Consider the following 23,910-nt stretch of genomic DNA (forward strand, 5'->3'; position numbering starts at 1 on the left):
ATTACAGCTGTATTGCCGACGATCAATGACGTGTCCTGCGGAAGCCCAACGCGTGGGGCAAGGCGCACGGCTCGGAATACGTCGGCGGCAATAGCTAGGGGCCCATGGCGAATCCCTCTTTCGAGCACCACCGGAAACTGGAGCCTGAAATGATCCGTAAGACAAGCGTGGCATTGGCCGTTGCCGCCGGCCTCTTCGGTGTGGCCGCGGCCTCGGCGCCGGCGTTCGCCGGGGCGAACGACGGCAAAGTGGAGCTGGGCGAGTTCGTCCTCTGGGACAACTCCAGCTACTCCGGCCCGATCCGGGACCTGGCCGGCGGCCAGGGCACCGGCCTGGACAACTACGCCGGGAACGGCAACTTCATCAACACCTCGACCTCCATCGACGACCACGCCAACAGCATCGCCAACTACGTCCAGGGCTACGGCCTGAAGGCGTACACGGGTTCCAACCTCACCGGAACCGCGGTCACGGTGCTGGCCTTCGGCCTGTACAACACCAACACCAGCTACGCCTACGTCGACCTCGGCGCTCTCGACAACACGCTGAGCTCGCACAAGTACGACTGATAACCACGTAGCAAGCGGTCCGTCCGGCGCTTCGGCGCCGGACGGGCCGCACCTGGCAGAAGGGCGTCGCAGAATGCGGGTCAAAAAGCTGTTCGGGTACGCGATTATTGCCTTGGTCATTCCCACGGCCGGCGCCTGCACCAAATCCCCGGCGTCCAATGATTCGGCGGAGCCGGCCATCGGCACCATTCCGGTGGTGCGCACGGACGCCGACATAGTGTTGCCGCTCGACCCCTACATACAGACCACCGAGCAGCGGATCTCGATGACCGCGGCGGCCACCATCATCGGCCGGGACTGCATGAAACGGTTCGGCCTTTCGTGGCCCGCCGCGCCGACCGGCGGCTCGGACAACCGGCCGCTCAACGCGCGCCGTTATTGGATCATCGAGCCGGCCACCGCGAAGTCGCTGGGATATCACGCGCCCGTCTCGAAACCCACTGCCGGCGACGATCGGCCGGCCGATTTCAAAGCGGACAAGACCGCGATGAATGTGTGGGCCGGCCTCGGTGAGCGCACCTTCGGCGGCCAGCCGGTGCCGGAGGGCGGCTGCGCCGGGGAGGCGATGCGGCAGATCACCAAGGGCGCACCGAAAGCCGACCCGAAAATCGCCGAGACGCTGACGATGCAGACCTACAAACGGATGATGGCGGACAGCCGGGTGACGCGGGTCTTCGGCGAGTGGAGCAAATGCATGAAGGAACAGGGCTTCGACTATCCCGATCCGGGCGCCGCCAGCGAGGACCTGCGCTGGCAGAGTGGCGCCACCAGCGACCGGGAGATCGGCACGGCGGTCGCCGACGTCACCTGCAAGACCCGCACCAACACCGCCGGCACCATGCTGGCCGTGGAAGCCGCCTACCAGCGGCGCGCGCTCGACGAGCACGCCGACGAGCTCGACGCGATCAAGACCCTTCTGCAGACCGAATTCGTCAACGCCGGCAAGGTGATTGCCGGCAGCGGCCGATGAGCAAGGAATCGTCACCCCTGTCCCGGCGGCGATCGGTCCTGCTGTGGATCGCCGCCGGGACGACGGTGCTCTCGGCCACCGGACTCGTGCTGTCCTCGATGATCAAGTCGCCGGCCCAGCTGGCGGCGGAGACCCAGGCCCCGGCGCGCACCCGGCTCACCGCCGTGGTGCAGAGCCGGGTGCTGCGCGAGACCGTCGTCCTGCGCGGCACCGTGGCACAGGCCCGGACCCTCGACGCCACCCCCACCTCGGTCTTCGAGGCACAACGGCTGGTCGTCACGGGCATTCGGGCCAAGGCCGGCGACTGGGTCAAGGAGGGCCAGGTGGTCGGCGAGGTGTCCGGCCGGCCGGTGATCCTGCTGCGCGGCGACTTCCCGGCCTACCGCGACATCCGGCCGGGTTCGGCCGGCAAGGACGTCACCCAGTTGCAGAAGGCCCTGCGCAGCCTCGGCTACTCGGTGGACGACGAGTCCACGATGGGCTGGTCGACGAAGGCGGCGCTGCGCAAGCTCTACACCTCGCTCGGCTTCGCGGTGCCGGACACGGGCGAGACCGACAACGAGGCGGTCGCCGCCGCGCGGGCCCGGGCCAAGGAGGCGAACCGATTGCGCGATCAGGCCCCGCCGGCCGGGAAACCGGCCGCCGCCACCGTCGCCGACCAGGCCGACAGCGACCTGGAGCAGCTCGAGGCCAGGACCGGCACGATGATGCCGCTGGGCGAGGTCATCTTCGTGCCCGCCTTCCCGGCCCGGGTGGCGCAGCTCGGTCAGGCCGTCGGCCGCGAGGTGCAGGCACCGTTCCTGCGCCTGTCGGTCGGCCAGGTCATCGCGTCGGGGGACCTGACCGGCGCCGACCCGCGCGGGATCAAGACGGGCCAGCCCGCGCAGCTCGCCATCGGCTCGGAGACGTTCCCCGGCAAGGTCACCTCGATCGGGGCCACGCAGAAGAAGGACGGCGACGCGGGCGACGCCGGTCCACCGTCGTTCACCGTCGTGGTCACCCCGGACAAGCCGTTGAACACCAAGTTCATCTCCGCGGAGGCCCGGTTGACGGTGGTGGTCAAGAGTTCCCAGAAACCGGTGCTGGTGGTGCCGGTGGCGGCGGTCTCGGCCGGGGCCGACTCGCAGACCTACGTCACCGTCGCCGGCCCGGGCGACGGGGAGAAGGTGGTCGTGGTCACCGTCGACGACTCCGGCGACGGTTACCTCGCGATCCGGGGGCCCGGCCTGAAGGCCGGCGACGAGGTCCTGGTCGGTGCGCCGTGACCGCGGTCATCGAGTTCGACGCGGTCGGCCGCACCTATCCCGGTCCCCCGCCGGTCGCCGCCCTGCACCCGGCCGACCTGGTGGTGGAGTCCGGCCAGTACGTCGCGGTGGTCGGCCCGTCCGGGTCCGGCAAGAGCACGTTCCTCAACCTGGTCGGCCTGCTCGACGTGCCGAGCACCGGCCACTACCGCCTCGACGGCATCGACGCGGGCGAGCTGTCCGAGAACCACCGCGCCGCGCTGCGGGGTCGCCGGATCGGCTTCGTCTTCCAGGCGTTCCACCTGCTGCCGCACCGCACCGCACTGGAGAACGTCATGCTCGGCATGCTCTACCAGGGTGTCCCCCGCGCGGAACGGCAGGATCGGGCGCTGGCGGCCCTCACCGAGGTGCGGCTCGCGCACCGGTTGCTGGCCCTGCCGTCACAGATGTCCGGCGGCGAACGCCAGCGCGTCGCGGTGGCCCGTGCCCTGGTCAACGAGCCCAGCCTGCTGCTGTGCGACGAGCCGACCGGCAACCTCGACACGGTCACCGCCGAGGCCGTGCTGGAGCTGTTCCACGGGCTGCACGCCCGGGGCATGACGCTGGTGATGGTCACGCACAACGACGACGTCGCCGAGCGGGCCGACCGCATCGTCACCATCCGCGACGGCCGGCTGGAGGAGCGCCGATGAACAAAGGAGAAGGACTTGTCGATCCGTCCCGGTTCACCCCCCGCGACCTCGGCTCCGAGGCTCTCGCCGGGGTCCTGCAGCGTCCCGGCCGGGCCGCGCTCACCGCCCTGGGCACGGTCGTCGGGGTGGCCACCTTCGTGATCGTGCTCGGTCTGACCGCGACCGTGGGCGGGCAGATCAGCAGCCGCTTCACCGTTCTCGGGGCGACCGAGGTACAGATCGAGGACACCTCGGTGGACGCCGAGCTGGACGGTCCGGCCTTCCCGCCGGACGCGGCCACCCGGGTCCAGGCGATCAACGGCGTGGTGCGGGCCGGCGTCTACTGGTCGGCCGGTGAGCGTACGGTCAACAGCCGCCCGCTGGCCGACACCGCCGACACCGACGCCTTCCCGATCGTGGCCGCGAGCCCCGGCGCCGTGACCGCCATGCACCCGGTCGTCGCGCACGGCCGGCTCTTCGACGACTTCCACGACCGCTCGGCCGAACGGGTCGCCCTGCTCGGTGCGGCGATGGCGGCCCGGCTCGGCATCCAGCGGCTGGACACCCACCCGGCGGTCTTCGTCGGCGGGGTGCCGCTCACCGTGGTCGGCATCCTCGGGGACGCCGAACGGCACGCCGAGCTGCTGCTGTCGGTGGTGGTGCCGGAGCGTACGGTCGAGCGGCTGTGGGGGCCGCCGGGGTCCGGCCAGCCCACCAAGATGATCGTCGAGACCCGGCTGGGCGCGGCCGCGGTGGTGGCCTCGCAGCTGGCGGCGGCACTGCGACCGGACGCGCCGGACCGGCTCAAGGTGACCGCCCCGCCGGACCCGCGGTCACTGCGCGACAGCGTCGCCACCGACCTGAACTCGCTGTTCCTCGTGCTGGCGCTGGTCTGCCTGGGGGTCGGCATGGTCGGCATCGCCAACACCACCTTCGTGGCGGTCCTGGAGCGGACCGGCGAGATCGGGCTGCGCCGTTCGTTCGGCGCCCGGGGAAGCCACATCGCCGCCCAGTTCCTGCTGGAGAGCGCCATTCTCGGCACGATGGGCGGCCTGATCGGCACCTGTGTCGGCACGCTGTCGGTGGTGGCGATCGCCGCCGCCCGGCATTGGACCGCCGTCGTCGAGCCGTGGACGGTGCTGCCCGCGCCCCTGCTCGGCACCGTCACCGGCCTGATCGCCGGTCTCTACCCGGCGATGCGGGCGGCCCGGGTCCAGCCGGTCGAGGCGCTGCAACGCTGACCGGCCGGCTTCGTCGTGGACTAGAGGCTCATCCGGCTCGCCGGCTGCGGCGTGGCGAACGCGTGCCGCACCAGCGAGCCCACCACCCGGGTCGAGTCGGCCACGCCGGCGAAGTGTGAGCCGGAGTTGCCGTCCAGATAGGTCGCCGGGATCGGCACCTCCTCGATGCGATGGCCCGCCTCGGCCGCCGCGAGCAGCACGTTCATCTCGTACTCGAAGCGCTCGCCGGGCACCTCGCAGAACCATTTCAGGAGGCCCGCGGGGTAGGCGCGGAGCCCGGTCTGAGTGTCCGAGACCGACTGTCCGGTGGCCGCCCGGAACAGTTGCCGCACCACGGTGTTGCCGAACTTGCTGCGCAGCGGCATCCGGTCGAACCGCCGCACCCCGAGCACCAAGTTCCCGCGCCCGGCCCGGGCCGCGACCGACCGCACGTCCTCGCCCTGATGCTGGCCGTCCCCGTCGGCGGTCACCACGTCCTGGCCGGGGAAGGTGGACAGCACGTGCCGGAAACCGGTCTTCAGCGCCACCCCCTTGCCGTGGTTGGCGAAGCAGCGCAGCACCGCGCAGCCCAGTTCCTCGGCCGGGCCGAGCACGTGGTCGGCGTCGGGGCCGGTGCCGTCGTCGACGATCAGCACAGTCGTGTCGTCCGTGCGCAGGTCACGCACCAGGCGAAGCAGTTCCGGACCGGGCCGGTAGACGGGCAGCAGCACAAGCATGGCCGCCCTCTTACCCAGTCGTGACTCTCCTCAACAGACCGATCATCAGCCGTTCCCTGCGCAGGAGGACCCCGCCGCGGCGGGCGCCGAGGAAACCGACCCGGGCGGCCAGCAGCGCCCGCCGGTCGTCGTGCACCTCGCCGCCGGTGGCCGGGACGTCGAGCAGGGCCCGGTCGGGCAGTCCGAGCACCTTACGGGCGAGGAACCGGACCCGCGGGAGATGCCACTCGTGGGTGACGAGCCCGAGTGGCCGGGCGGGGCCGAACGCGTACCCGGCGAGCAGGTCGTCCTCGACGGTCAGCAGCAGGTTCTCCAGGGTGCTGCGCGAGCGGGTCTCGGCGAACAGCTCGGCGCGCTCGCCCAGGCCCGCGTCGCGGGCGGCCCGCAGCATCAGGTCGCCCTCGCGGGACCCGGCCGGCGGGGGCACGGCCCCGGTGCTCGCCTCCGGCCAGCCCCCGCTGAAGATGACCCGCGGGCGGTGCGGGCGGTGCGCGTGCACATAACGGGCGGCGGCCCGCACCCGGGCGGCACTGGCCGGCGTGAGCTCCCACCGGCCGGCTCGGAAGCGCACGCCGCGCCCGAATACGAGGAGGACGTCGGCTACCACCCGACAAGTGTGACTGTGCGCACCGCGGGGTATGCGGCGCTCACCGATCGAGCCCCCGGAAGGTTGAGGCAGCATGCACCCACAACCCCCGAGGCGGACCACGCACCTCTCCGGCGGACCGCGCAACACGCTCGTCTACGACCGGTGGGGGTGGTTCGGCCGGCCCGTCCTGCTGCTGCACGGCCTGCTCTTCGACCGCACCATGTGGTGGCCGCTCGCCGCCGAACTGACCCGGGGCTGCACGGTGCTCGCGCCGGACCTGCCCGGACACGGCGACAGCCCGGCCCGCGCCAACATCAGCGTCGCGAACCTGGTCGCCGACCTCGCCAACCTGATCAACCGGCTCGACCTGCACCGTGCGCCGATCGTGGTGGGGCACGCGACGGCCGCGCCGGTGGCCACCGCGTTCGCTGAGACGTACGCCACTCACCGGGTGCTGACGATCGAGGAGATGGCCGGCGAGGTGCCCGGCCACTTCCTGCCGTACACCGAGCCCCGGCACGACAAAGCACTGCTCACGGCGTACGCGGACTGGTCCTTCGAAGCGGAACCCGCGGCCTTCCCGCACCTCGCCGATCCGGCCGGGTTCGCCGGCGGCATCCAGGCGCTGTTGCCGTAACCGCTGCTCATCAGGCCCGTGTCAGCGGGATGTGCGGGCCGTGTCAGCGGCCTGGACAAGTCTTGCCGGCATGACAGACCTAGTGGTGCGGGCCGAAGGGCTCCGCAAACGGTTCGGCAAGACCCAGGCCCTGGACGGTGTCGACCTCGCCATGCGCCGCGGCACCGTGCTCGGCGTGCTCGGCCCGAACGGCGCCGGCAAGACCACCGCGGTACGCGTGCTGGCCACCCTGCTGCGGCCCGACGAGGGCTATGCCGAGGTGGCCGGCATCGACGTGCTCAAACAACCCCAGCGGGTGCGCCGGCGGATCGGCCTGACCGGCCAGTACGCGAGCGTCGACGAGGACCTGACCGGCACCCAGAACCTGGTGCTCATCGGCCAGCTGCTCGACCTGACCACCCGGGACGCCCGCAAGCGCGCGGCCGAACTGCTCGAGTGGTTCGACCTGAGCGAGGCCGCCGGCCGCCGCGCCAAGACCTACTCCGGTGGCATGCGCCGCCGTCTCGACCTGGCCGCGAGCCTCGTCGGCCGGCCCGAGGTGATCTTCCTCGACGAGCCGACCACCGGACTCGACCCGGCCAAGCGCGAGGACATGTGGGGCGTCGTGCGCACCCAGATCACCCAGGGTTCCAGCGTGCTGCTGACCACCCAGTACCTCGAGGAGGCCGACGCCCTCGCCGACGAGATCGTGGTCATCGACAAGGGTCGCGTGATCGCCCACGACACCCCGGACGGCCTCAAGCGCCGCGTCGGGGGCCTGACCCTGCGGGTGCGGCCGGCCGACCCGGCGCGGGTCCCGGACGTGCTGCGGGTGCTCGACCTGGTGGCCTCGCCCGGCACCCAGGCCAGCCCCGACAAGGGTGCCGGTTCCCGGCCGGGCGCGGTCAGCGTGCCGGTCACCGACGACCTGTCGCTCGACGTCGTGGTCCCGGCGCTGCGCCGGGCCGAGATCGAGGTCAACGACCTGGGCCTGCACCTGCCCAGCCTCGACGAGGTCTTCCACGCCCTGACTTCCGACTCCCCGAAAGAGGCTGAGCTCGTATGACCACCACACTCGTCGCCCCCGTCAACACCCCGACCACCGCGGCCGATGACGGTCCACGCGGTGGAGCGCTCGCCGCGCTGGTCCGGCATAGTGTCGCGCTCGCCCGGCGAAGTCTGATCAAGACGATCCGCACGCCCGAGGCGTTGATCGACGTGACCCTCCAGCCGGTGATCTTCCTGCTGCTGTTCACCTATCTGTTCGGCGGCGCCATCACCGGCGACCGGCACGCCTACCTGCAGTTCCTGCTTCCCGGCATGCTGGCGCAGTCGCTCGCGATGGGTGGCATCGCGCTCGGCCAGAACCTCAACGCCGACATCGAGAAGGGCGTCTTCGACAGGTTCCGGTCGCTGCCGGTGGCCCGCTCGGCCCCGCTCGTCGGCGCGGTCGCCGCCGACGTCGTCCGCTACCTGACCGTCTGCGTGGTCATGCTGGGCTTCGGCACGGTGATGGGCTTCCGGATCGAGACCGGTTTCCTGCCGGCCGTCGCCGCGGTCGCCCTGGCCGTCGGGTTCGGCCTGTGCTTCTGCTGGATCTCGGTCTGGGTCGGCATGCTGGTGCGCACCCCCGGCGCCGTGCAGGGCACGATGTTCCTGCTGGTCTTCCCGCTCTCCTTCGGCAGCAACGTCTTCGTGCAGACCAACACGCTGCCGGGCTGGCTGCAGGCGTTCGTGCACGTCAACCCGATCACCCCGCTGGTCGCCACGATCCGCGGCCTGCTCATCGGCGGGCCGGTCGCGCACAACCTGTGGATGACCCTGGCCTTCATGGCCGGACTGCTGGTGATCTTCGTGCCGCTGGCGCTGCGGGGTTACGCCCGGCGGGCCTGAGCGGTGGGGTTCTCGGTCCCGGCCGGCAGCGCCTCGCGGCGCAGCCGAGCCGGGTCGACCCGGATCGAGGCGGTCTTCCCGTCGAGGCTCCAGCCCGTCTCGTACGCCTCGGCGAAACCGTCGTCGCCCAGCTCGGCCCGCACCTCATGGGCCAGCCGCCGGGTCTGCGGGTCGGAACGGTCATGGGTGCCGCGCAGCCGGGACGAGGCGCCGAGAATGTACGCCGCGTCCCGGTAGCGGCCGTAGAACCCGGCCAGGCTCGCCGCGGTCACCGCCACCACCGCCAGGATCGGCATGTCCCGGCATCGGACACCGGCCGCGTACGCCCGGGCGAGCGCCACCTCCGCACCCGGCCCGTCGCCGAGCTCGATGCACAGTTCCGCCCGCACCGCGCTGATCAGCGCCTCGCCGTGGTCGCCCGCGAAGTGCGGCTCGGTGACCAGCCCGTGCTCGGCCCGCTCCAGCAGACCGCGGGCGCGGTCCAGCTCGCCCAGCCGCAACGCCAGGCCGGCCGCGAGCGCGTCGACCAGGATCACCATCTCGGCCGAACCCAGACGCCGCACCTGCTCGCGGACCTCGTCGATCATCGCCAGGGCCGCCTCGCTGTCGCCGCGCCGCACGTTGAGATCGATCCAGCGCAGCTCGATGAAGATCTCGTCGCTCAGGCTCAGCGAGCCGAACTCGCGGGCCAGCGACCGGGCCTCCCGCAGGTCGGCCTGGGCACCGTCGAGGTCGCCGTCATATTGCCGCAGCAACGCTCGCAGCGGCAACGCGGTGGCCTGGCCCCAGCGGTCCCCGGCGGCGCGGAAACACTCGATCGCCACCGGCACGTCCACCTGGACCTGGGCGAGGTCGCCGTCGTTCTCGGCGAACTGGGCGCGGAAGATCCGGGCCAGGCCGGTCAGCCACGGATCGGGCCCGTCGATGAGCCGCTCGATGATGTCCAGCGCCCGCTCGGTCTCCCGCAGGAACCCGAGCGCCACCGCGGCCAGCGCGCCGGCCACGCCGGGCAGCTCCGGGTAGGTGAGCAGCCGCTCGGCCAGCCGGCGCAGCTCGTCCTCGCTGGTGCGGGCCGACTCGGCGAGCAGCGCGGACCGGTCGTTGATGCGGCTCAGCAGCAGGACCGCCTCGGCGCAGTCCCGGTCCAGTCCCGGGGTCGCCCCCGGCACCGCCAGGGCCTCGCCGAGCCAGTAGGTGGCGTCCGCGTCCCGGCCGAGCATCTGCCAGTACCAGGCGAGACGCATGGCCAGCGAGATCGCGGCGTCCGCCGCGCCGGCGTCGCACAGGTGACGCAGGGCGGCGAGCGTGTTGTCGTACTCGGCGTGCATCGCCCACAACGCCACCAGCTGGCCGGGGCCGCGCAGTTGCGGCTCGTGGTGGGCCATCAGCACGGACAGATGGCGGGCGGCGTGGCCGCGCACCGCGGTCCGGACGCCCTGCTCGCTCAGCCGCTCGAGGCCGTACTCGCGCAGCGTCTCCAGCATCCGGTAGCGGCCGGGCTCCGGGGCCAACTGCAGGATCGACCGGTCGACGAGGGCGGCGAGCAGTTCCGGGATCTCCTCCGGCGGCACGGTGGTGTCCTCGCACACCGCCGCCGCCGACGCCGTGGTCACCCCGCCCGGCAGCACCGACACCCGCTCGGCCACGGTCCGTTCGTGCTCGCCGAGCAGGTCCCAGCTCCAGGCGATCACCGCGCGCAGGGTGCGATGCCGGGGCAGCGCCGTGCGGCTGCCGGTGGTGAGCAGCCGGAACCGGTCGGACAGCCCGGTGGCCAGCTCGGCCAGTGACAGGGTGCGCAGCCGGGCCGCGGCCAGCTCCAGCGCGAGCGGCATGCCGTCGAGTCCGCGCACCACCCGGCGCACGTCGGCGAGGTTGTCCGCGTCCACGTCGAAGCCGGGCCGGACGGCCGCCGCCCGCTCGGTGAACAGCCGCACCGACGCGGTCCGGCGGGCGCGCTCGACGCTGTCCGCCGGTTCGGGCAGGGTGAGCGGGCCGAGCGGCACCAGCGCCTCACCGTCGACCGCGAGCGGTTCCCGGCTGGTGGCCAGCACGCGCAACCCCGGGCAGCGCGGCAGCAGGGCCGCGATCAGATGCGCGACCGCGTCGACGAGGTGCTCGCAGTTGTCCACCAGGAGCAGGACCTGGCGCCCGCCGAGCTGGTCGGTGAGCGTCTCCAGCTCGTCGCCCTCGACCCGGACGGTGCCCGACCCCTCGAAGAACGCACCGCCGCGCAGCCCGATCGCGGCCAGGAAGGCGGCCCCGACCTTGGCCGGTTCGGTCACCCCGGACAGGTCGACGAGCCAGGTCCCGTCCCGGTGTTCGTGCCGGTGCCGGCGAGCCGCCTCGAGCGCGATCCGGGTCTTGCCCGCCCCACCCGGACCGAGCACGGTGACCAGCCGCCCGCCGGCGAACAGCACCCCGATGCGGGTCAGGTCGTCGTCCCGTCCGACGAAGCTGGTGAGCGCCGCCGGCAGATTGCTGGGCGGCGGCTCCGCCGCGCCCACCCGGTCCGGGCCGGCGGGCTTGGCGCCGGGCCGGCCGGGCGGATCGGCCGGGTGCAGCAGGCGGTGGTGGCGCTCGCGGAGGGCGGCGCCCGGGTCGGCCCCGAGGGCGTCGGCCAGCGACTCGCGCACCCGCTCGTAGACGGCAAGCGCCTCGGCCTGCCGGCCCTGGGCGGCGAGCGCGTCGATCAGCAGGGCGGCGACCCGTTCGTGCAGCGGGTTCTCGGCGAGCAGCGTGGTCAGCCGGGCCTCCGCGGTGGCCGCCGAACCCAGCTCGGTCTCGGCACCCGCCAGATCGGCGGTGGCCTCGACCAGCTCACGAGCGAGCCGGAGGGCCACCGTCGGCGCCACGGCGGCGACCGCGGCCGGGCCGTCCGGACCCGGGGTGCCGCCGTTCGGGCCGGACCACAGCGCCACCGCCTCGCCCAGCAGGCCGGCGGCGGCGCGGGCGGGGCCGGCGCGCAGGGCGGCCCGGCCGTCGGCGGCCAGCCGCTCGAAGCGCAGGGCGTCGACGTCGTCGTCGGTGACGTCGAGGCGATAGGTTCCCTCGATCCCGCCGCCCAGGAGTTTGCGCAGACGCGAGACCAGCGACTGGAGGGCGTTGACCGGGTCGGCGGGCTGCTCCTCCGGCCACAGGGCGCCGACCAGCGTGACCGGGTCGACCGGGCGGCCGCCGGCCAGGGCCAGGCGGGTCAGCAGGTAACGCAGGCGGGCCCCGGGCACCGGCACGACCGTGTCGCCCCGGCGCACCTCGAAGGTGCCGAGCAGCGTTATCCGCAGCCCCCCGCTCCCGCCCACACCCACGATCCTCTCGCGTTCGCGCCCCGGACCCCAAACCACCCTCTCAGCCTCTCCTCAGTTCGTAACGCGCGGCCTGTTTACTGGCCCGATGATCGATCTGCTGCTCACCAACACCTCCCGCGGGGACATCGGCGTGTCGGACGGCCGGATCGTGCCGCCGGGGCCCGCCGTCGTCACCCGCGACCTCGGCGGGCGGCTCGTCACGCCGCCGCTGGTCGAGCCGCACATCCACCTCGACGCGGTGCTGACCGTGGGGCAGCCGCGGCCGAACATGTCGGGGTCGCTGTTCGAGGGCATCGCGATCTGGGCCGATCGGGTGCGCGATCTGACCGTCGAGGACGTCAAGGAGCGGGTCCGCCGGGTGCTGCGCTGGCAGCTCGCGCACGGGGTCCAGCACGTGCGCAGCCACGTCGACGTCTGCGATCCCGCGCTCACGGCGCTGCGGGCGCTGGTGGAGCTCCGGGAGGAGGCGCGCGGCGTCGTCGATCTGCAGCTGGTCGCGTTCCCGCAGCAGGGCATCCAGTCGTTCGACGGTGGCCCCGAGCTCATGCGCAAGGCGGTCGAGCTGGGCGCCGACGTCATCGGCGCGATCCCGCACTACGAGCTGACCCGGGAGGACGGCGTGGCGTCGGTGCGGTTCGCGATGGCGCTCGCCCAGGAGCACGGCCTGCGGGTCGACGTGCACTGCGACGAGACCGACGACGAGCACTCGCGCTTCCTGGAGACGATGGTGGCCGAGACCATCCGGCGCGGGATGAGCGGCCGGGTCACCGCCAGCCACACCACCGCCATGCATTCCTACAACGCGGCGTACGCGTCCCGGCTGATCACCAACGTCGCGCGGGCGGGGCTGCACATGGTCACCAACCCGCTCGACAACGCGGTGCTCCAGGGACGCTTCGACACCGGGCCGATCCGGCGCGGGCACACCCGGGTCAAGGAACTGCTCGCGGCCGGGGTCAACGTGGCGATCGGGCACGACTCGGTGATGGACCCGTGGTACCCGCTCGGCTCCGGCGACCCGCTGCAGGCCGCGTTCGTGCTGGCCCACCTCGGGCAGATGAGCGGTGCCGACGAGTTGCGCACGCTTGTCGACATGATCACGGTGGCGCCGGCCGCCGCGCTGGGCGTCACCGATTACGGCCTCGAGGTGGGCGGACCGGCCGACCTGGTCGTCTTCGACGCGATCGGCGAGGCCGAGGCCCTGCGGTTGCAACGGCCGCGCTATCTGGTGATGCGGGCGGGCCGGGTGGTCGCCGAGACCGCACCCGCCCACACCACCGTCACGTGGGACGGCGTCACCGAGGAAGTGGACTTCCTCCGATGACGGCGGCCTCCTCGGTACGGCGGTCCCGCCGCAGACCGAACAGGAGCGCGTAGAGCAGGGCGGTGACGACGAACCCGACCTCGAAGGTGAAGTCGCCGAACGACGGGAAGTGCGCCGGCACCGGCCCGACGTACTCGCTCTGGTTGGAGAACAGCCAGATCGACAGGACCATGCCGACGGCCATCGCGATCGGGCCGGCCCAGGGATTGTGCGCCTTGTCGTAGAGCAGACCGTCGACCCGCCGGCCACGGCGCAGGTACCAGTCGGTCAGGTAGACCGCCAGCCACGGGCCGATCCAGTAGGCGATGATCAGCAGGAAGCTCTCGTACTTGTGGCCCGCGTCGCTCAGGCCCGACCAGGCGAGCAGGAAGCCGAGCACGCCGAAGACGCCGGACACGATGGCCCGCCGCAGGCCCAGCGGGACGGAGAAGCCGAGCGCCAGGAACGACATGGAGCCGGAGTAGATGTTTATCGCGTTGGCGCTGACCGCACCGAGCGCGATGGCGAGAAGGGTCAGGTCGGCGACCACCGACGGGAGGTGACTCGTGAACGCCTCGGTGGGGTTCGCGATGCCCGGGGCGGCGATCGTGGCCGACGCGGCGCCGACGATCTCGAGGAACGCGCACGACACGAAGACGCCCAGGCCGGCGAAGAGACCGGTGGAGACCCGGCTGGTCGACGGGGGGAGGTACCGGGTGTAGTCGGTGGCGTACGGGTTCCAGCCCGCCGCGTACCCGAAGGAGGCCCCGACCGTGAGCAGGAAGCCGCCGAGACCGCCGGGGCCGCCGGCGACCGCCGACGGCGACGCCTTGCTGAGCGTGATGATCGAGGTGATCAGGAAGATGACGGCGAGGATCGGGAACGCGTACCGCTCGAACGCCTGCACCAGGTTGTGCCCGAAGAACGCGATCACGACCTGCGCGACCACCACGATGACCAGGCACAACACGTTCGGCAGGTCGGTCAGCGTGGCCAGCGCGAGGGCGCCGCTCACGCTGTTGACGGCGAACCAGCCGATGCCCGCGACCACCGCGTTGAGCCCGGCCGGGAGGATGTTGCCGCGATAACCGAAACCGATCCGGGACAGGACCATCTGGGGTACGCCCATGGCCGGGCCCCGCGCCGACAGGAGCCCGTGGGTCGCCGCGCCGAGGGCCGTGCCCAGCACGATCGCCGCCACCGCCTGGCCGAACGTCTGCTGGAAGTAGAGCACCGAGATGACGCCCACGAAGACGGTCGCGAACTCGAGGTTGGGCGACATCCACGTCCAGAACAGATGGAGCGGCCGGCCGTGCCGCTCGGTGAGCGGGATGAAGCCGGCCCCGCCCGGCTCGACCGCCGTGACCCGGGCCCCGTAACTACCCTCGCGAACCTCGGCCTCTGTTGTCTCCACCGTCGCTGTCATGGCGCTGCCTCCGGCCTCGATCGATGACCTGGAGTAGACGCCCCGTTCATTTCGTGGCTGTTGCGGCCACCGGCACTTTCCGGGCGGCCGTGTGCACGTTCTCCGGGACCGGCAGGCCGAGGTTGCCGCGCAGGGTGGTCGAGTCGTACTCGGTGCGGGCGAGGCCGCGCTCCCGCAGGATCGGCAGCACCTCGTCGGTGAACCGGGCGAACTCGCTCGGCACCCCCACCCCCACGTTGATGCCGTCGAACGCGCCCGCCTCGAACCACCGCTGGATCTCGTCCGCCACGGTCCGCGCCGAGCCGACGAACGGCGAGCGGTGCGCGTCGATGCTGTGCTCGACGACCTGCCGCAGGGTGAGGTTCCGCGTCCGGGCCAGCCGTTTGATCGCCTCGGCCTGCGTCCTGAAGCTGCGGTCACCGGCCTCGCCGAGGTCCGGGAACGGCGCGTCCAGGTCGTACACCGAGAAGTCGTGCCATCCGAACGGCCGGCCGAGTTCCTTGAGCGCGCGCTCGAAGCTCTTGCCCCCGACCAGCTCGCGCTCCGTCGCCCGGGCCTGCTCATCGGTGTCCGCGACGATCGGGGTGAAACCGGGCACGACGAGGACGAGGTCCGGGTCCCGCCCCAGCGCGGCCGCCCGCGCCCGGATGTCGTCGCGGAACGCCACCGCCTGCTCGATCGTCTGCGCGTGCGTGAAGATCGCGTCGCCGACGGTGGCGCCGAGGTCGCGGCCCTCGGTCGAGTCGCCGGCCTGGAAGATGACCGGCTGCCCCTGCGGCGAGCGTTCGATGTTCAGCGGCCCCACCACCCGGAAGTGCTCGCCGACGTGGTTGAGCGGGTGCTGCTTGGTCCGGTCGAAGAAGACGCCGCGCTCCTTGTCGCGGGGGAACGCGTCGTCCTCGTACGAGTCCCACAGCCCCTGCACGACCCGGACGCTCTCCAGCGCCCGGCCGTACCGCGCCGCGTAGTCGTAGTGCTCCGCGCGTCCGTAGTTGCCCGCCGTCCCGCCGTCGCCGGTGGCGACCACGTTCCATCCCGCCCGGCCGCCGCTTATCAGGTCGAGCGAGGCGAGCCGCCGGGCCAGGTTGAACGGATCGTTGTACGAGGTGGTGAGCGTGCCGACGAGCCCGATGTGGGTGGTGTGCACGGCCACCGCCGACAGCAGGGTGAGCGGCTCGAGCCGGTTCAGGTAGTGGTTCGGCGAGTCCGGGGTGATGAACTGGCTGTCGACGATGAACAGGTGGTCGAACTTCGCGGCCTCGGCCTGCTGGGCGCGGGCGATGTACCAGCGGATGTCGACGCTCGCGTCCCCCGGGATCTCCGGGCTGAGCCAGGTGTGGTGCTGACCGGGACCGCCCACGCCGTAGAGGACGGCGCCGAGCACGAGTTCTCTGCGAGCTGCCATGCCTACGAGTCTCGGCTCGCTCCGGCCGCGATGTCCAAGGAGAGAACGTGATGACAGCCATTACGCAGGCTCATCAATTCCTAGTAGACTGATAGGCATGAGTCGGATTCTGGGCATCGCCACCCTGCGCAGCTTCGTCGCGGTCGCGGACTGCGGCGGCTTCCAGCGCGCGGCCACCGCTCTGCACCTCACCCAGGGCGCGGTGAGCCAGCACGTCCGCCGCCTCGAATCCACCCTCGGCCGGGCCCTGGTCGAACGCGACGGACGCGGATCCCGGTTCACCACCGCCGGCGAGACCCTGCTCACCCGGGCCCGCCGCATCCTCGCCGCGCACGACGAGACGCTGCTCGCCTTCGACGTCGAACCCGAGCGCCACCTGGTCGTCGGCACCACCGAACACGCCGCCTCCCGGCTGCTCCCGGCGCTGGCCGGGGCGTTCCCCGGCCGCCGCGTGCGCTTCCGCATCGACCGCGGCGCCCAGCTGCGCACCGCCCTGGCCGAGGGCCGCGTCGACCTGGCCCTGCTGATCAGCACCGAGAGCACCGGCCACCGCACCGCCGGCCCCGGCCGCGGGGGCGGTCTCGAGCCGGGCGACAAGGCCGGGGGCGGCGGGCTCGGGGGCAGCGGGCTCGGCGTCGGGGAGCTGCCACTGACCTGGTACTCGGCGCCGCACTGGCGCCGGCCCACCGGCGACGGCCCGGTGCCCCTGGTCGCCTTCGACGCCCCGTGCGCGCTGCGCAGCCGGGCCCTCGACACGCTCGCCGAACACGGACTGCCCGCCGAACTGGGCTGCGAGGCCGCCCACCTGGCCGGCGTGCAGGCGGCGGTGCGAGCCGGCCTCGGCGTGGCCCTGATGGCCGGACTCGAGGAGATCGACGGCCTGGTCGCGCGCGACGATCTGCCGCCGGCCCGCCCGCTGGCCCTGTCCGTCCAGCCGCGGGCCGGCCTCCCGGCCGAGCTCGCCGACAGCGCGGCCGAGGCCCTGCGCGCGCTGCTGACCACCGCCCCGCGTCCCGTCCCCGCCGGAGACCGCGCGCGGTCGGGACGTTTCGAGCCCGCAGGGCGGGGAACGCGGCGAGCATGCGTCTGATGCACCGGCTGGAAACGGCCCGTTCCCTCGACCCGGTCAGTGACAGGATCCAGGCGGTGGTCAACGGGTTGCCGGTCCCGCGCGGCCTGCGGGACCTGCTGCACGGCACCAAGATCGGGCACGCCCTGCACCCGGTGCTGGTCCAGGTGCCGGTCGGGTCGTTCGTGAGCTCCGCGATCCTCGATCTGATGCCCGGCACCCGGCGGGCGGCGACCACGCTCGTCGCGGTCGGGGTGGCCGGGGCGGTTCCGGCGGTGGCGGCCGGCTGGGTCGACTGGGCGCAGATGACCAAGGACCGGCGACGGGTGGGGATCGTGCACGCCGCGGCCAACGCGGTCGCCGTCGGTCTCTATGTGACGTCGCTGGTGGAGCGGCTGCGCGGCAACCAGGCCCGGGGCCGGACCCTCGGTTTCGCCGGGCTGTCGGTGGCGGGGCTGGGTGCCTATCTCGGCGGCCATCTCGCGTACGCGCAAAGCTCCGGAACCAATCAGGCGGCGCCGGAGATCGTCCGCATTCCGGAGGAATGGACCGTGGCCGGCTCGCTGGCCTCGTTGCCCGACCGGAAGCCCGCCGTGCGCACGGTCGGCGACGTGGCCGTGCTGTTCTACCGCGACGGCGACGAGGTGTCGGCGATGATCGAGCGCTGTGGCCACGAGACCGCACCGCTCGGCGACGGCGAGGTGATCGGCGAGGGGCGCGACGCCTGCATCGTCTGCCCCTGGCACGGCAGCACGTTCCGGCTGCGGGACGGCGTCGTGCGGCACGGTCCGGCGGCCGGCGACCAGCCCACGCTGCCGTGCCGGGTACGGGCCGGCAACGTCGAGGTCCGGCAGCCCTGAGTCCGCATGATCGGCGGCAGCCCGGGTACTCGCCCTGGGTGGCTACCGTGAACAGAACGATAAACGCGCCGGTGGAGCAGGTCTTCGCGGTGCTGTCGGACGCATGGACCTACAGCGACTGGGTGGTCGGCACGGCGCACATCCGTGACGTCGACCCGGGCTGGCCGGCCGTCGGGACCCGCCTGCATCACAAGGCCGGGCCCTGGCCGCTCTCGCTGAAGGACTCGTCGACGGTGCTGGAGATGACCCCGGACCGGCACCTCAAGCTCAAGGCCGGGCTGTGGCCGCTGGGTGAGGCGACCGTCGACATCCGGCTGGAGCCGGCCGGGCCGGGGGCGACCCGGGTGACGATGAGCGAGGAGTTCGACGCCGGCCCGTTGCAGGCCATGCGCAACAAGGTCAACGACCTGTTGCTGCACGGCCGCAACACCGAGGCGCTCAGTCGGCTCGCCGATCTCGCGGAGAACTCCCGCGTGCCGGCTCCCCGTCGCTGACCTGCTCGTCCTCCTCCACGGCGTCCTCGTCGATCCAGTTGTGCCGGTACCACGGGATCGCCGCCCAGAACGTCAGGAACACCACCCCGGTCACCGCTCCGAGGAGCAGCGCGATCCCGCGGCTCTGCATGAAGTCGATGACCAGGAAGACGCTCGACACCATGGCGACCAGCAGGAATGCGAGCCCACCGGTGGCCATCCGGTGGGCGTAGCGGACCAGTTCCGGTTTGCGGCCCTGCCGGAACAGCGCCCGGTGGAACGCGACCGGCGAGATGATCATCGCGGTGGACGCGGCCGCGGACAGCAGCGCCACGATGTACACGTCCTTCTGGAACTGCGTGGTCTGCGGGAAGCCGTTGCTGAACGGCAGGGTCAGCAGGAACGCGAAGAGGATCTGGATGCCGGTCTGCGCGACCCGCAGCTCCTGCAGCAGGTCGGCGAAATTGCGGTCCCAGCGTTTCTTCTCGTCCTCGTTCCCGAGGCGCCTCTTCTCAGCCGTCATGGCGCTCCATGCTTCCCGATTAGAAGATCATCAAACTACTTGCGGGGTACGGCCGGGGGCGCCGCGTCCGGTTACAGGAGTTCGCGTACCTCCGGTTCGGCCGGCGGCTCGGCGATCTCCCCGGCGGCGAACCGGTCCAGCACCCGGGGATCCACGTAGGACGACCGGGCCACCGGCCGCCCGAGCGCCCGCGCCGTCTCGACGGTGCCGTGCCGGGTGCGGAAGTCGACCCCCTGCCGGGTGCCGGTCCCGGTAGGCGAAGAGCCGGTCGGCGTCGCGCCGGCGCCGGCGCAACTCGGTCAGGACGGCACCCACCGCACCGTCCTCCACCGTGCCGCAGTGCTCGACCGCGGCCCCGTCGGGATAGGCGAAACCGCGGCCGCGGCGGCGCCGGGTCGGCCCCGGGCCGGTCAACTTGCTGCGACGTAGCCGAGTCGACGCGCCGCACCGGCGCTCAGGGAAGCCGCCGGATGCCCGGTATCCGAGGCGGCAAACCGGGCCCGCTCAGAGGAACTCGCGCCGGTAGAGGTCGATCAGCTCGCGGTAGTTCGGCCCGATGCCGGCCACGTAGACCTCGTCGAAACCGGCTTCCTCGTACGCCTTCAGCTGCTCCCGATGCCCCGCCGGATCCGGCCCGCACGGCATCGACTTCCTGATCATGTCCGGGGTGACCAGCTGCGACGCCTGCTCGAAGTGCTTCGGCGAGGGCAGCACCTGGGACAGTTCGCCCGGCACCCCGGCGTTCGCCCACAACCGGTGCGCGATCCGCACACCCTCGTCCTCGGACGAGGCGTAGCAGCCCTTGAAGCCACCCTGGGCCGGCTTGTCACCGCCGCCGAGGTCGCGCCACTTCCGGAGAAGTTCACCGTCCGGGGACGTCGAGATGTAGCCGTCGCCGATGCGGGCGGCCACCTCGATCGCCTTCGGGCCGAACGCGGAAACGTACACCTTGGGCGGGGTCGGCGGGAGAGTGTAGACCTGGGCCTGATCCACGGTGTAGTGCTTGCCGTGGTGGTTGACGAAGCCACCCTGCCACAGCTCGCGCATCACCTCGACGGACTCCTCGAGCATCTCCAGACGCTCGTCGGCGAACGGCCAGCGGTCGCCGAGGATGTGCTCGTTGAGGGCCTCACCGGTGCCGACCCCGAGCACGAACCGGCCGTCGTGCAGCACCGCGCTGCTCGCCGCCGCCTGCGCCACCACGGCCGGGTGGATCCGCATGATCGGGCAGGTGACGGCGGTGGTGACCGGGATGGTGACGACCTGGCTGAGCGCGCCGATCAGCGACCACACGAACGAGCTCTGCCCCTGCTCGTCGTTCCACGGGTGATAGTGGTCGGAGATCCAGAGACCCTTGAACCCGGCATCCTGCGCCAGTTTCGCCTGTTCCAGCAGCTCCGCGGGGGTGTACTCCTCGCTGGAGAGAAAATAGCCGATTCGCATGGGCGCCGAATACCCCACGCGGGCCGCGGTAGCCGTCTCGGCGGCCGGATTCTCGCCGGGCCCCCGTCCGGCGTGGTCGGGCTCCCCCGTCCGGGGCGGCCGGGTGACGCCGTCCGGCGCGGCCGGGTGACGCCGTCCGGCGCGGCCGGGTGACGCCGTCCGGCGCGGGCCGGTGACGCCGTGGTGCGCGGGTCAGGCCGGCCGCGAGGCGGTCGGGGTCGGCTCGGCGGTCGACGAGCGCGCCGGTGCGGGCGGGGAGACGGCCGGTGCGGTTCCGGTGAGCGAGGTCGAGGTGGGCTCGGCCGACTGCGGGGAACTCGTCAGCGGCGCGGCACCCGGCCGGGAGCTCGGCTGCCGCGCGGTCGAGGCCGCCGAGGGAGCCGCCGAGGACGAGGCAGACGGTGACGTGGCCGGCGAGGCGGTCGGGGCGGACGGGGCGGACGGGGCGGACGGGACCGGTGGGGCCGGTGGGGCCGAGGAGATCGGGGCGGCCGGCGGGACGGGCGCCGGGTCCGCCGGGCGGAGCAGGACGAACGCCGTGATCGACACCGCCGCGGCGGCGAGGCCGGCGGTCAGCGGCAGCCACCAGCGGGCCGGGTCGGGGCGCCGGGGCGCCGGCTCCGGCCGCAGGTCCTGGCGGGTGACGGTGGCGGCCTGGGCGGACAGGGCCCCGCGCAGGCGCCGTTCCAGATCGGTCTCGGTCATTTCTCCCCCAGCTGGGCGCGGAGCAGCGTCAGGGCGCGGTGCGCGGTCGACTTGACGGTCCCGGCGGTGATCCGCAGCGTGCCGGCGATCTCCCGCTCGGACAGACCGGACCAGTAGCGCAGGACGATCACCTGGCGTTGCCGGGAGGTGAGCCGGCCCAGCGCCCGGATCACCTCCCGGTCCGCCGTCCCGGGCAGTGCCTCGTCCTCGGCGGCCGGTGCCGGGTCCGCGCGCGGCGGCCGGTAGGCCCGCGCGATCCGGCGCCGGCGCAGCGCCGACCGGGCCGCGTTCAGCACGGCCGACACCAGGTAGGCGTCCGGGTCGGCGAGGGCGTCCAGGGCGTTGCCGTGCCGGCGGTAGAGCCGGGTGAAGACGTCCTGGACGAGATCCTCCGCGGTCGGCAGGTCGTCGACCATGAGCACGGCCAGCCGGACCAGCGGCAGGCGGCGCTCCCGGTAGAGCTCGTCGAGCGCGGGCGCCGCGGCCGTCGTCGTCACGACGGGCCCCGGGGCGGCCCCTCTCCCCCGGCGCAGCAACGACGTGGGCATCGGCAGCACGAAGATCACAAAGGGCCTCGCGGGGGTGGGTCGGGACGGGCCGTGCGCCGGCCGCCTGGGCGGCCGGGGCACGAGATCTCAGGAACCGGCTCTCGGCGCGGTGGGCGGGATCGGCTCAGCGGCCCGCCGTCGTGGCGGCGGACAGATGCGGTGCGGCGGTCCGCGGCCGGGTCGAGGCCGTCGGGGCCGGTGCGGGGGCCTGCGCCCGGGTCGAGGCGGTCGGCGCCGGGGCGGCGGTCAGCGCCGGCGCGGGAGCCGACGGAACCGTCGCGGACCGCGTCGGCGCGGGCCGCGCAGTCCGCGGGGTGGTGGACGCGGACGGAACCGGCGCGGCGGTCCGGGCCGGGACGGAGGATGTCGGGCCCGGGACGGTGGTGTGCCCCGGCAGCGAGGACGTCGGGGCGGCGGTCGCGGCCGGCTTCGAGGCGGACGAGGTCGGCGCGGGGGTCGAGGCCCGCGGGGGAGTCGCACCGTCGGCGAAGGCCGCGGCGGCGGACACCCCGCCGATGGCGACGACGGCGACCGCTCCGGCGGCGATCGCGAGGGCCGGGGTGGATCTGCGCATCTCAAGCTCCAGCACTGTCAGTCGGGTGCACTGTCGTCCGGAGGGACGCGCCGGCCCGGAAAAGGTTGGCGGCTCGACTGTGACGCGCGACACGCTCGCGATGGCCACGATCAGCTTAACCGGGCTAGGTTCGACGGTATGGCGGACGACGACACCCTGCGTTCGGTGACCTTGAAGCGCACCGGCCTCGGCCGCTACGAGGTGCGCAATGCCCGCGGCGGGACGATGAGCGTCGGGGTCGGGGACGGCGCCGACTTCACCCCGGTCGAGCTGCTGCTCGCGGCGCTCGGCGGCTGCACCGGCGCCGACGTCGACTACATCACCAGCAAGCGGGCGGAGCCGGAGAGCTTCGTCGTGCACGTCACCGGCCACAAGGTGCGGGACGCGGCCGGCGGCAACCGGCTGGCCGACCTGGCGATCGAGCTGAGCGTCACGTTCCCGGAGGGCGCGGCGGGCGACGCCGCCCGCAAGGTCCTGCCCCGCGCGGCCGAGATGTCGCACGACCGGCTCTGCACCGTCTCCCGCACGGTCGAGCTCGGCACCCCGGTCGACACCCGCCTCGGGCCGGGGCATCAACCGGCCGGGATCCAGCCGACCGGGGCTTAGCCGGGCGACGGACGCCCGGATGGCGCGACGGGCCTAACCTCGACGTCATGGCGCCGCCGGACGAGGGTTCACCGACCGCACGACTCACCGCGCTCGCCGTCCACCTGCGGGACGCCGCCACCGAGGCGGGCCGGCCAGACGTCGCCGAGAAGGCCGCGGAGGCGGTCGCGTTGCTCGCCGGGGCCGCCCCGGCCGGCGACGGCAGCCCGCAATCGCGGCGCGGCCCCGCCGACGCGATCCTGCGGACCCTCGACGGCCTCGGATTCTGAGCCGAAGCCGAAGCCGGAGCGGCCGGGCGTGGCTCGGGTCAGGCCGACGGGTCCCACTCGATGAGCTGGTCGAAGACGCGGCGGTCGCCCTCGACCTTGAGGGACTCCAGCGGGACGCGGCCGTAGAAGGCCAGGACCAGTTCGCTCGCGGTGCCCGAGGCGGAGGCGTCGACCTCGGCGGGGGCGGCGGCCGGGTCGAGCCGGGTGACCCGGGCGCCGTCGCCGCCGAGCCGCAGGCGCCAGGTCGGGCCGTCGACGACGTGGTAGTCCACCACGGCGGGGTCGTGCGGCCAGGCCGTCGTGGTCGCGCAACAGGTGAACTGGAACTCCTCGACACCGTCGAGGGCGACCACGGCCGGCAACGGCTGCGGCGCACCCAGGGCGAGCTGCGCGTCGTAGGTGTGCACCGCGACCTCCTGCACCTGGTGCCGGGCCACGCCGCCGGAGGTCGACGGCGACTGCGAGTCGCCCCACCACGTCCAGCAGGCGCGGTCGGGGCCGGCCTCGCGCAGCGTCCGGGCGAGCAGTTCGACGGACTCGTCGAGCCAGGCCAGCAGGGCCGCGCGGTCCTCGGGCGGTTCCGGGCCGAGGTCGGTCGGCGGCGCGTCGGCGGGACCGGCGGCGACGATGGCGGCGGCCTTGCGGCGGCCCCGGCCGAGGTGCCGCACCAGGTCGGCGAGCGTCCACCCGGGACAGCTGGGCACCGGCGCGTCGAAGCTGGGCGCGGCGGCGACCGTGGCGCGGAACGCGGCCGACCGGTCGTCGATCAACAGCAGCAGGCCGGGGAACTCGAGGGTATTCTGCACCCGCGCTTTCTATCACCTCGGGCCGCACCGAGGGCACCCGATTATGGCGTCCCTGGTCCGGCCGCGTCCGGTGGGGCAGATCGGGC

The 23,910-nt window shown here is 73.0% G+C and carries 25 protein-coding genes; 14 read left to right on the forward strand and 11 right to left on the reverse strand.

Annotated elements, in window-relative coordinates:
- Nucleotides 1–149 precede the first annotated feature (149 nt).
- The 5 genes from Afe05nite_RS11960 to Afe05nite_RS11980 all read left to right on the forward strand — a co-directional run bounded on the left by Afe05nite_RS11960 (nucleotide 150) and on the right by Afe05nite_RS11980 (nucleotide 4,695).
- Nucleotides 150–569, forward strand: a complete 420-nt coding sequence (locus Afe05nite_RS11960; RefSeq protein ID WP_203817083.1) for a hypothetical protein — start codon at nucleotides 150–152, stop codon at nucleotides 567–569.
- Between the two features lie 73 nt (nucleotides 570–642).
- On the forward strand, nucleotides 643–1,539 hold the full coding sequence (locus tag Afe05nite_RS11965) for a hypothetical protein (RefSeq protein ID WP_203817084.1): 897 nt from the start codon (nucleotides 643–645) through the stop codon (nucleotides 1,537–1,539).
- Nucleotides 1,536–2,804, forward strand: coding sequence for a peptidoglycan-binding domain-containing protein (locus tag Afe05nite_RS11970; RefSeq protein ID WP_203817085.1), 1,269 nt, complete (start codon nucleotides 1,536–1,538; stop codon nucleotides 2,802–2,804). Before Afe05nite_RS11965 ends, Afe05nite_RS11970 begins: the two co-directional genes overlap by 4 nt.
- Nucleotides 2,801–3,475, forward strand: a complete 675-nt coding sequence (locus tag Afe05nite_RS11975) for an ABC transporter ATP-binding protein (RefSeq protein ID WP_203817086.1) — start codon at nucleotides 2,801–2,803, stop codon at nucleotides 3,473–3,475. The genes Afe05nite_RS11970 and Afe05nite_RS11975 overlap by 4 nt, the downstream gene beginning before the upstream one ends.
- Nucleotides 3,472–4,695, forward strand: a complete 1,224-nt coding sequence (locus Afe05nite_RS11980; RefSeq protein WP_203817087.1) for an ABC transporter permease — start codon at nucleotides 3,472–3,474, stop codon at nucleotides 4,693–4,695. Before Afe05nite_RS11975 ends, Afe05nite_RS11980 begins: the two co-directional genes overlap by 4 nt.
- Nucleotides 4,696–4,715: 20 nt before the next feature.
- On the opposite strand, the gene Afe05nite_RS11985 is transcribed toward Afe05nite_RS11980, so the two are convergent.
- Both Afe05nite_RS11985 and Afe05nite_RS11990 read right to left on the reverse strand, forming a co-directional pair.
- On the reverse strand, nucleotides 4,716–5,411 hold the full coding sequence (locus Afe05nite_RS11985; RefSeq protein WP_203817088.1) for a glycosyltransferase family 2 protein: 696 nt from the start codon (nucleotides 5,409–5,411) through the stop codon (nucleotides 4,716–4,718).
- 10 nt (nucleotides 5,412–5,421) lie between these two features.
- Nucleotides 5,422–6,018, reverse strand: a complete 597-nt coding sequence (locus Afe05nite_RS11990) for an ElyC/SanA/YdcF family protein (protein WP_239117747.1) — start codon at nucleotides 6,016–6,018, stop codon at nucleotides 5,422–5,424.
- A gap of 73 nt (nucleotides 6,019–6,091) precedes the next feature.
- On the opposite strand from Afe05nite_RS11990, the gene Afe05nite_RS11995 reads away from it, so the two are divergent.
- The 3 genes from Afe05nite_RS11995 to Afe05nite_RS12005 all read left to right on the forward strand — a co-directional run bounded on the left by Afe05nite_RS11995 (nucleotide 6,092) and on the right by Afe05nite_RS12005 (nucleotide 8,509).
- On the forward strand, nucleotides 6,092–6,637 hold the full coding sequence (locus tag Afe05nite_RS11995; protein WP_203817090.1) for an alpha/beta fold hydrolase: 546 nt from the start codon (nucleotides 6,092–6,094) through the stop codon (nucleotides 6,635–6,637).
- A gap of 70 nt (nucleotides 6,638–6,707) precedes the next feature.
- Nucleotides 6,708–7,682 carry an ATP-binding cassette domain-containing protein gene (locus Afe05nite_RS12000; protein ID WP_203817091.1) on the forward strand — a complete coding sequence of 325 codons (975 nt, stop codon included), beginning with the start codon at nucleotides 6,708–6,710 and terminating at the stop codon, nucleotides 7,680–7,682.
- A complete protein-coding gene (locus tag Afe05nite_RS12005; RefSeq protein WP_203817092.1) occupies nucleotides 7,679–8,509 on the forward strand; it encodes an ABC transporter permease in 831 nt (276 codons plus the stop codon). The genes Afe05nite_RS12000 and Afe05nite_RS12005 overlap by 4 nt, the downstream gene beginning before the upstream one ends.
- Here the strand turns inward: Afe05nite_RS12005 and Afe05nite_RS12010 are convergent.
- The gene (locus Afe05nite_RS12010) at nucleotides 8,491–11,808 is read right to left on the reverse strand and encodes an ATP-binding protein (protein ID WP_239117748.1); all 3,318 of its coding nucleotides are present in this window, start codon (nucleotides 11,806–11,808) and stop codon (nucleotides 8,491–8,493) included. The genes Afe05nite_RS12005 and Afe05nite_RS12010 overlap by 19 nt on opposite strands.
- Nucleotides 11,809–11,899: 91 nt before the next feature.
- On the opposite strand from Afe05nite_RS12010, the gene codA reads away from it, so the two are divergent.
- Entirely contained in the window at nucleotides 11,900–13,138 is a 1,239-nt protein-coding gene (gene codA / locus Afe05nite_RS12015; protein ID WP_203817093.1) for a cytosine deaminase, read from the forward strand.
- Here the strand turns inward: codA and Afe05nite_RS12020 are convergent.
- Nucleotides 13,110–14,531: a purine-cytosine permease family protein gene (locus tag Afe05nite_RS12020; protein ID WP_239117749.1), complete on the reverse strand. Its 1,422-nt coding sequence runs from the start codon at nucleotides 14,529–14,531 to the stop codon at nucleotides 13,110–13,112. The genes codA and Afe05nite_RS12020 overlap by 29 nt on opposite strands.
- Nucleotides 14,532–14,589: 58 nt before the next feature.
- Entirely contained in the window at nucleotides 14,590–15,948 is a 1,359-nt protein-coding gene (locus Afe05nite_RS12025; protein WP_203817095.1) for an LLM class flavin-dependent oxidoreductase, read from the reverse strand.
- Between the two features lie 97 nt (nucleotides 15,949–16,045).
- Here Afe05nite_RS12025 and Afe05nite_RS12030 point away from each other — a divergent pair, with 97 nt between their 5' ends.
- From Afe05nite_RS12030 to Afe05nite_RS12040, 3 genes are read left to right on the forward strand one after another with little or no spacing between them, the layout of a single operon-like run.
- The gene (locus Afe05nite_RS12030) at nucleotides 16,046–17,038 is read left to right on the forward strand and encodes a LysR family transcriptional regulator (RefSeq protein ID WP_203817096.1); all 993 of its coding nucleotides are present in this window, start codon (nucleotides 16,046–16,048) and stop codon (nucleotides 17,036–17,038) included.
- Nucleotides 17,038–17,877: a Rieske (2Fe-2S) protein gene (locus tag Afe05nite_RS12035; protein WP_307835630.1), complete on the forward strand. Its 840-nt coding sequence runs from the start codon at nucleotides 17,038–17,040 to the stop codon at nucleotides 17,875–17,877. Before Afe05nite_RS12030 ends, Afe05nite_RS12035 begins: the two co-directional genes overlap by 1 nt.
- 47 nt (nucleotides 17,878–17,924) lie before the next feature.
- Nucleotides 17,925–18,371, forward strand: coding sequence for an SRPBCC family protein (locus tag Afe05nite_RS12040; protein WP_307835631.1), 447 nt, complete (start codon nucleotides 17,925–17,927; stop codon nucleotides 18,369–18,371).
- Here Afe05nite_RS12040 and Afe05nite_RS12045 read toward each other — a convergent pair.
- The 5 genes from Afe05nite_RS12045 to Afe05nite_RS12065 form a co-directional block, all read right to left on the reverse strand.
- A complete protein-coding gene (locus Afe05nite_RS12045) occupies nucleotides 18,316–18,873 on the reverse strand; it encodes a DUF6328 family protein (protein WP_203817099.1) in 558 nt (185 codons plus the stop codon). The genes Afe05nite_RS12040 and Afe05nite_RS12045 overlap by 56 nt on opposite strands.
- Nucleotides 18,874–19,377: 504 nt before the next feature.
- Nucleotides 19,378–20,316: a TIGR03557 family F420-dependent LLM class oxidoreductase gene (locus Afe05nite_RS12050; RefSeq protein ID WP_203817100.1), complete on the reverse strand. Its 939-nt coding sequence runs from the start codon at nucleotides 20,314–20,316 to the stop codon at nucleotides 19,378–19,380.
- Nucleotides 20,317–20,508: 192 nt separating this feature from the next.
- Complete coding sequence (locus Afe05nite_RS12055) at nucleotides 20,509–21,021, reverse strand: hypothetical protein (RefSeq protein WP_203817101.1); 513 nt, start codon at nucleotides 21,019–21,021, stop codon at nucleotides 20,509–20,511.
- A complete protein-coding gene (locus Afe05nite_RS12060; protein WP_239117750.1) occupies nucleotides 21,018–21,518 on the reverse strand; it encodes an RNA polymerase sigma factor in 501 nt (166 codons plus the stop codon). The genes Afe05nite_RS12055 and Afe05nite_RS12060 overlap by 4 nt, the downstream gene beginning before the upstream one ends.
- A 175-nt stretch (nucleotides 21,519–21,693) precedes the next feature.
- Nucleotides 21,694–22,143 carry a hypothetical protein gene (locus tag Afe05nite_RS12065; RefSeq protein WP_203817103.1) on the reverse strand — a complete coding sequence of 150 codons (450 nt, stop codon included), beginning with the start codon at nucleotides 22,141–22,143 and terminating at the stop codon, nucleotides 21,694–21,696.
- Between the two features lie 138 nt (nucleotides 22,144–22,281).
- On the opposite strand from Afe05nite_RS12065, the gene Afe05nite_RS12070 reads away from it, so the two are divergent.
- Both Afe05nite_RS12070 and Afe05nite_RS12075 read left to right on the forward strand, forming a co-directional pair.
- Entirely contained in the window at nucleotides 22,282–22,749 is a 468-nt protein-coding gene (locus tag Afe05nite_RS12070; protein WP_203817104.1) for an OsmC family protein, read from the forward strand.
- A 47-nt stretch (nucleotides 22,750–22,796) separates the two neighbouring features.
- Nucleotides 22,797–23,018 (forward strand): hypothetical protein, encoded by a 222-nt coding sequence (locus Afe05nite_RS12075; protein ID WP_203817105.1) that lies wholly within the window; start codon nucleotides 22,797–22,799, stop codon nucleotides 23,016–23,018.
- A 38-nt stretch (nucleotides 23,019–23,056) separates the two neighbouring features.
- On the opposite strand, the gene Afe05nite_RS12080 is transcribed toward Afe05nite_RS12075, so the two are convergent.
- Nucleotides 23,057–23,824, reverse strand: a complete 768-nt coding sequence (locus tag Afe05nite_RS12080) for a maleylpyruvate isomerase family mycothiol-dependent enzyme (protein WP_203817106.1) — start codon at nucleotides 23,822–23,824, stop codon at nucleotides 23,057–23,059.
- Nucleotides 23,825–23,910 lie beyond the last annotated feature (86 nt).

The organism is Paractinoplanes ferrugineus (assembly GCF_016862195.1).
In the GTDB taxonomy this organism is placed as follows: Bacteria; Actinomycetota; Actinomycetes; order Mycobacteriales; family Micromonosporaceae; genus Actinoplanes; species Actinoplanes ferrugineus.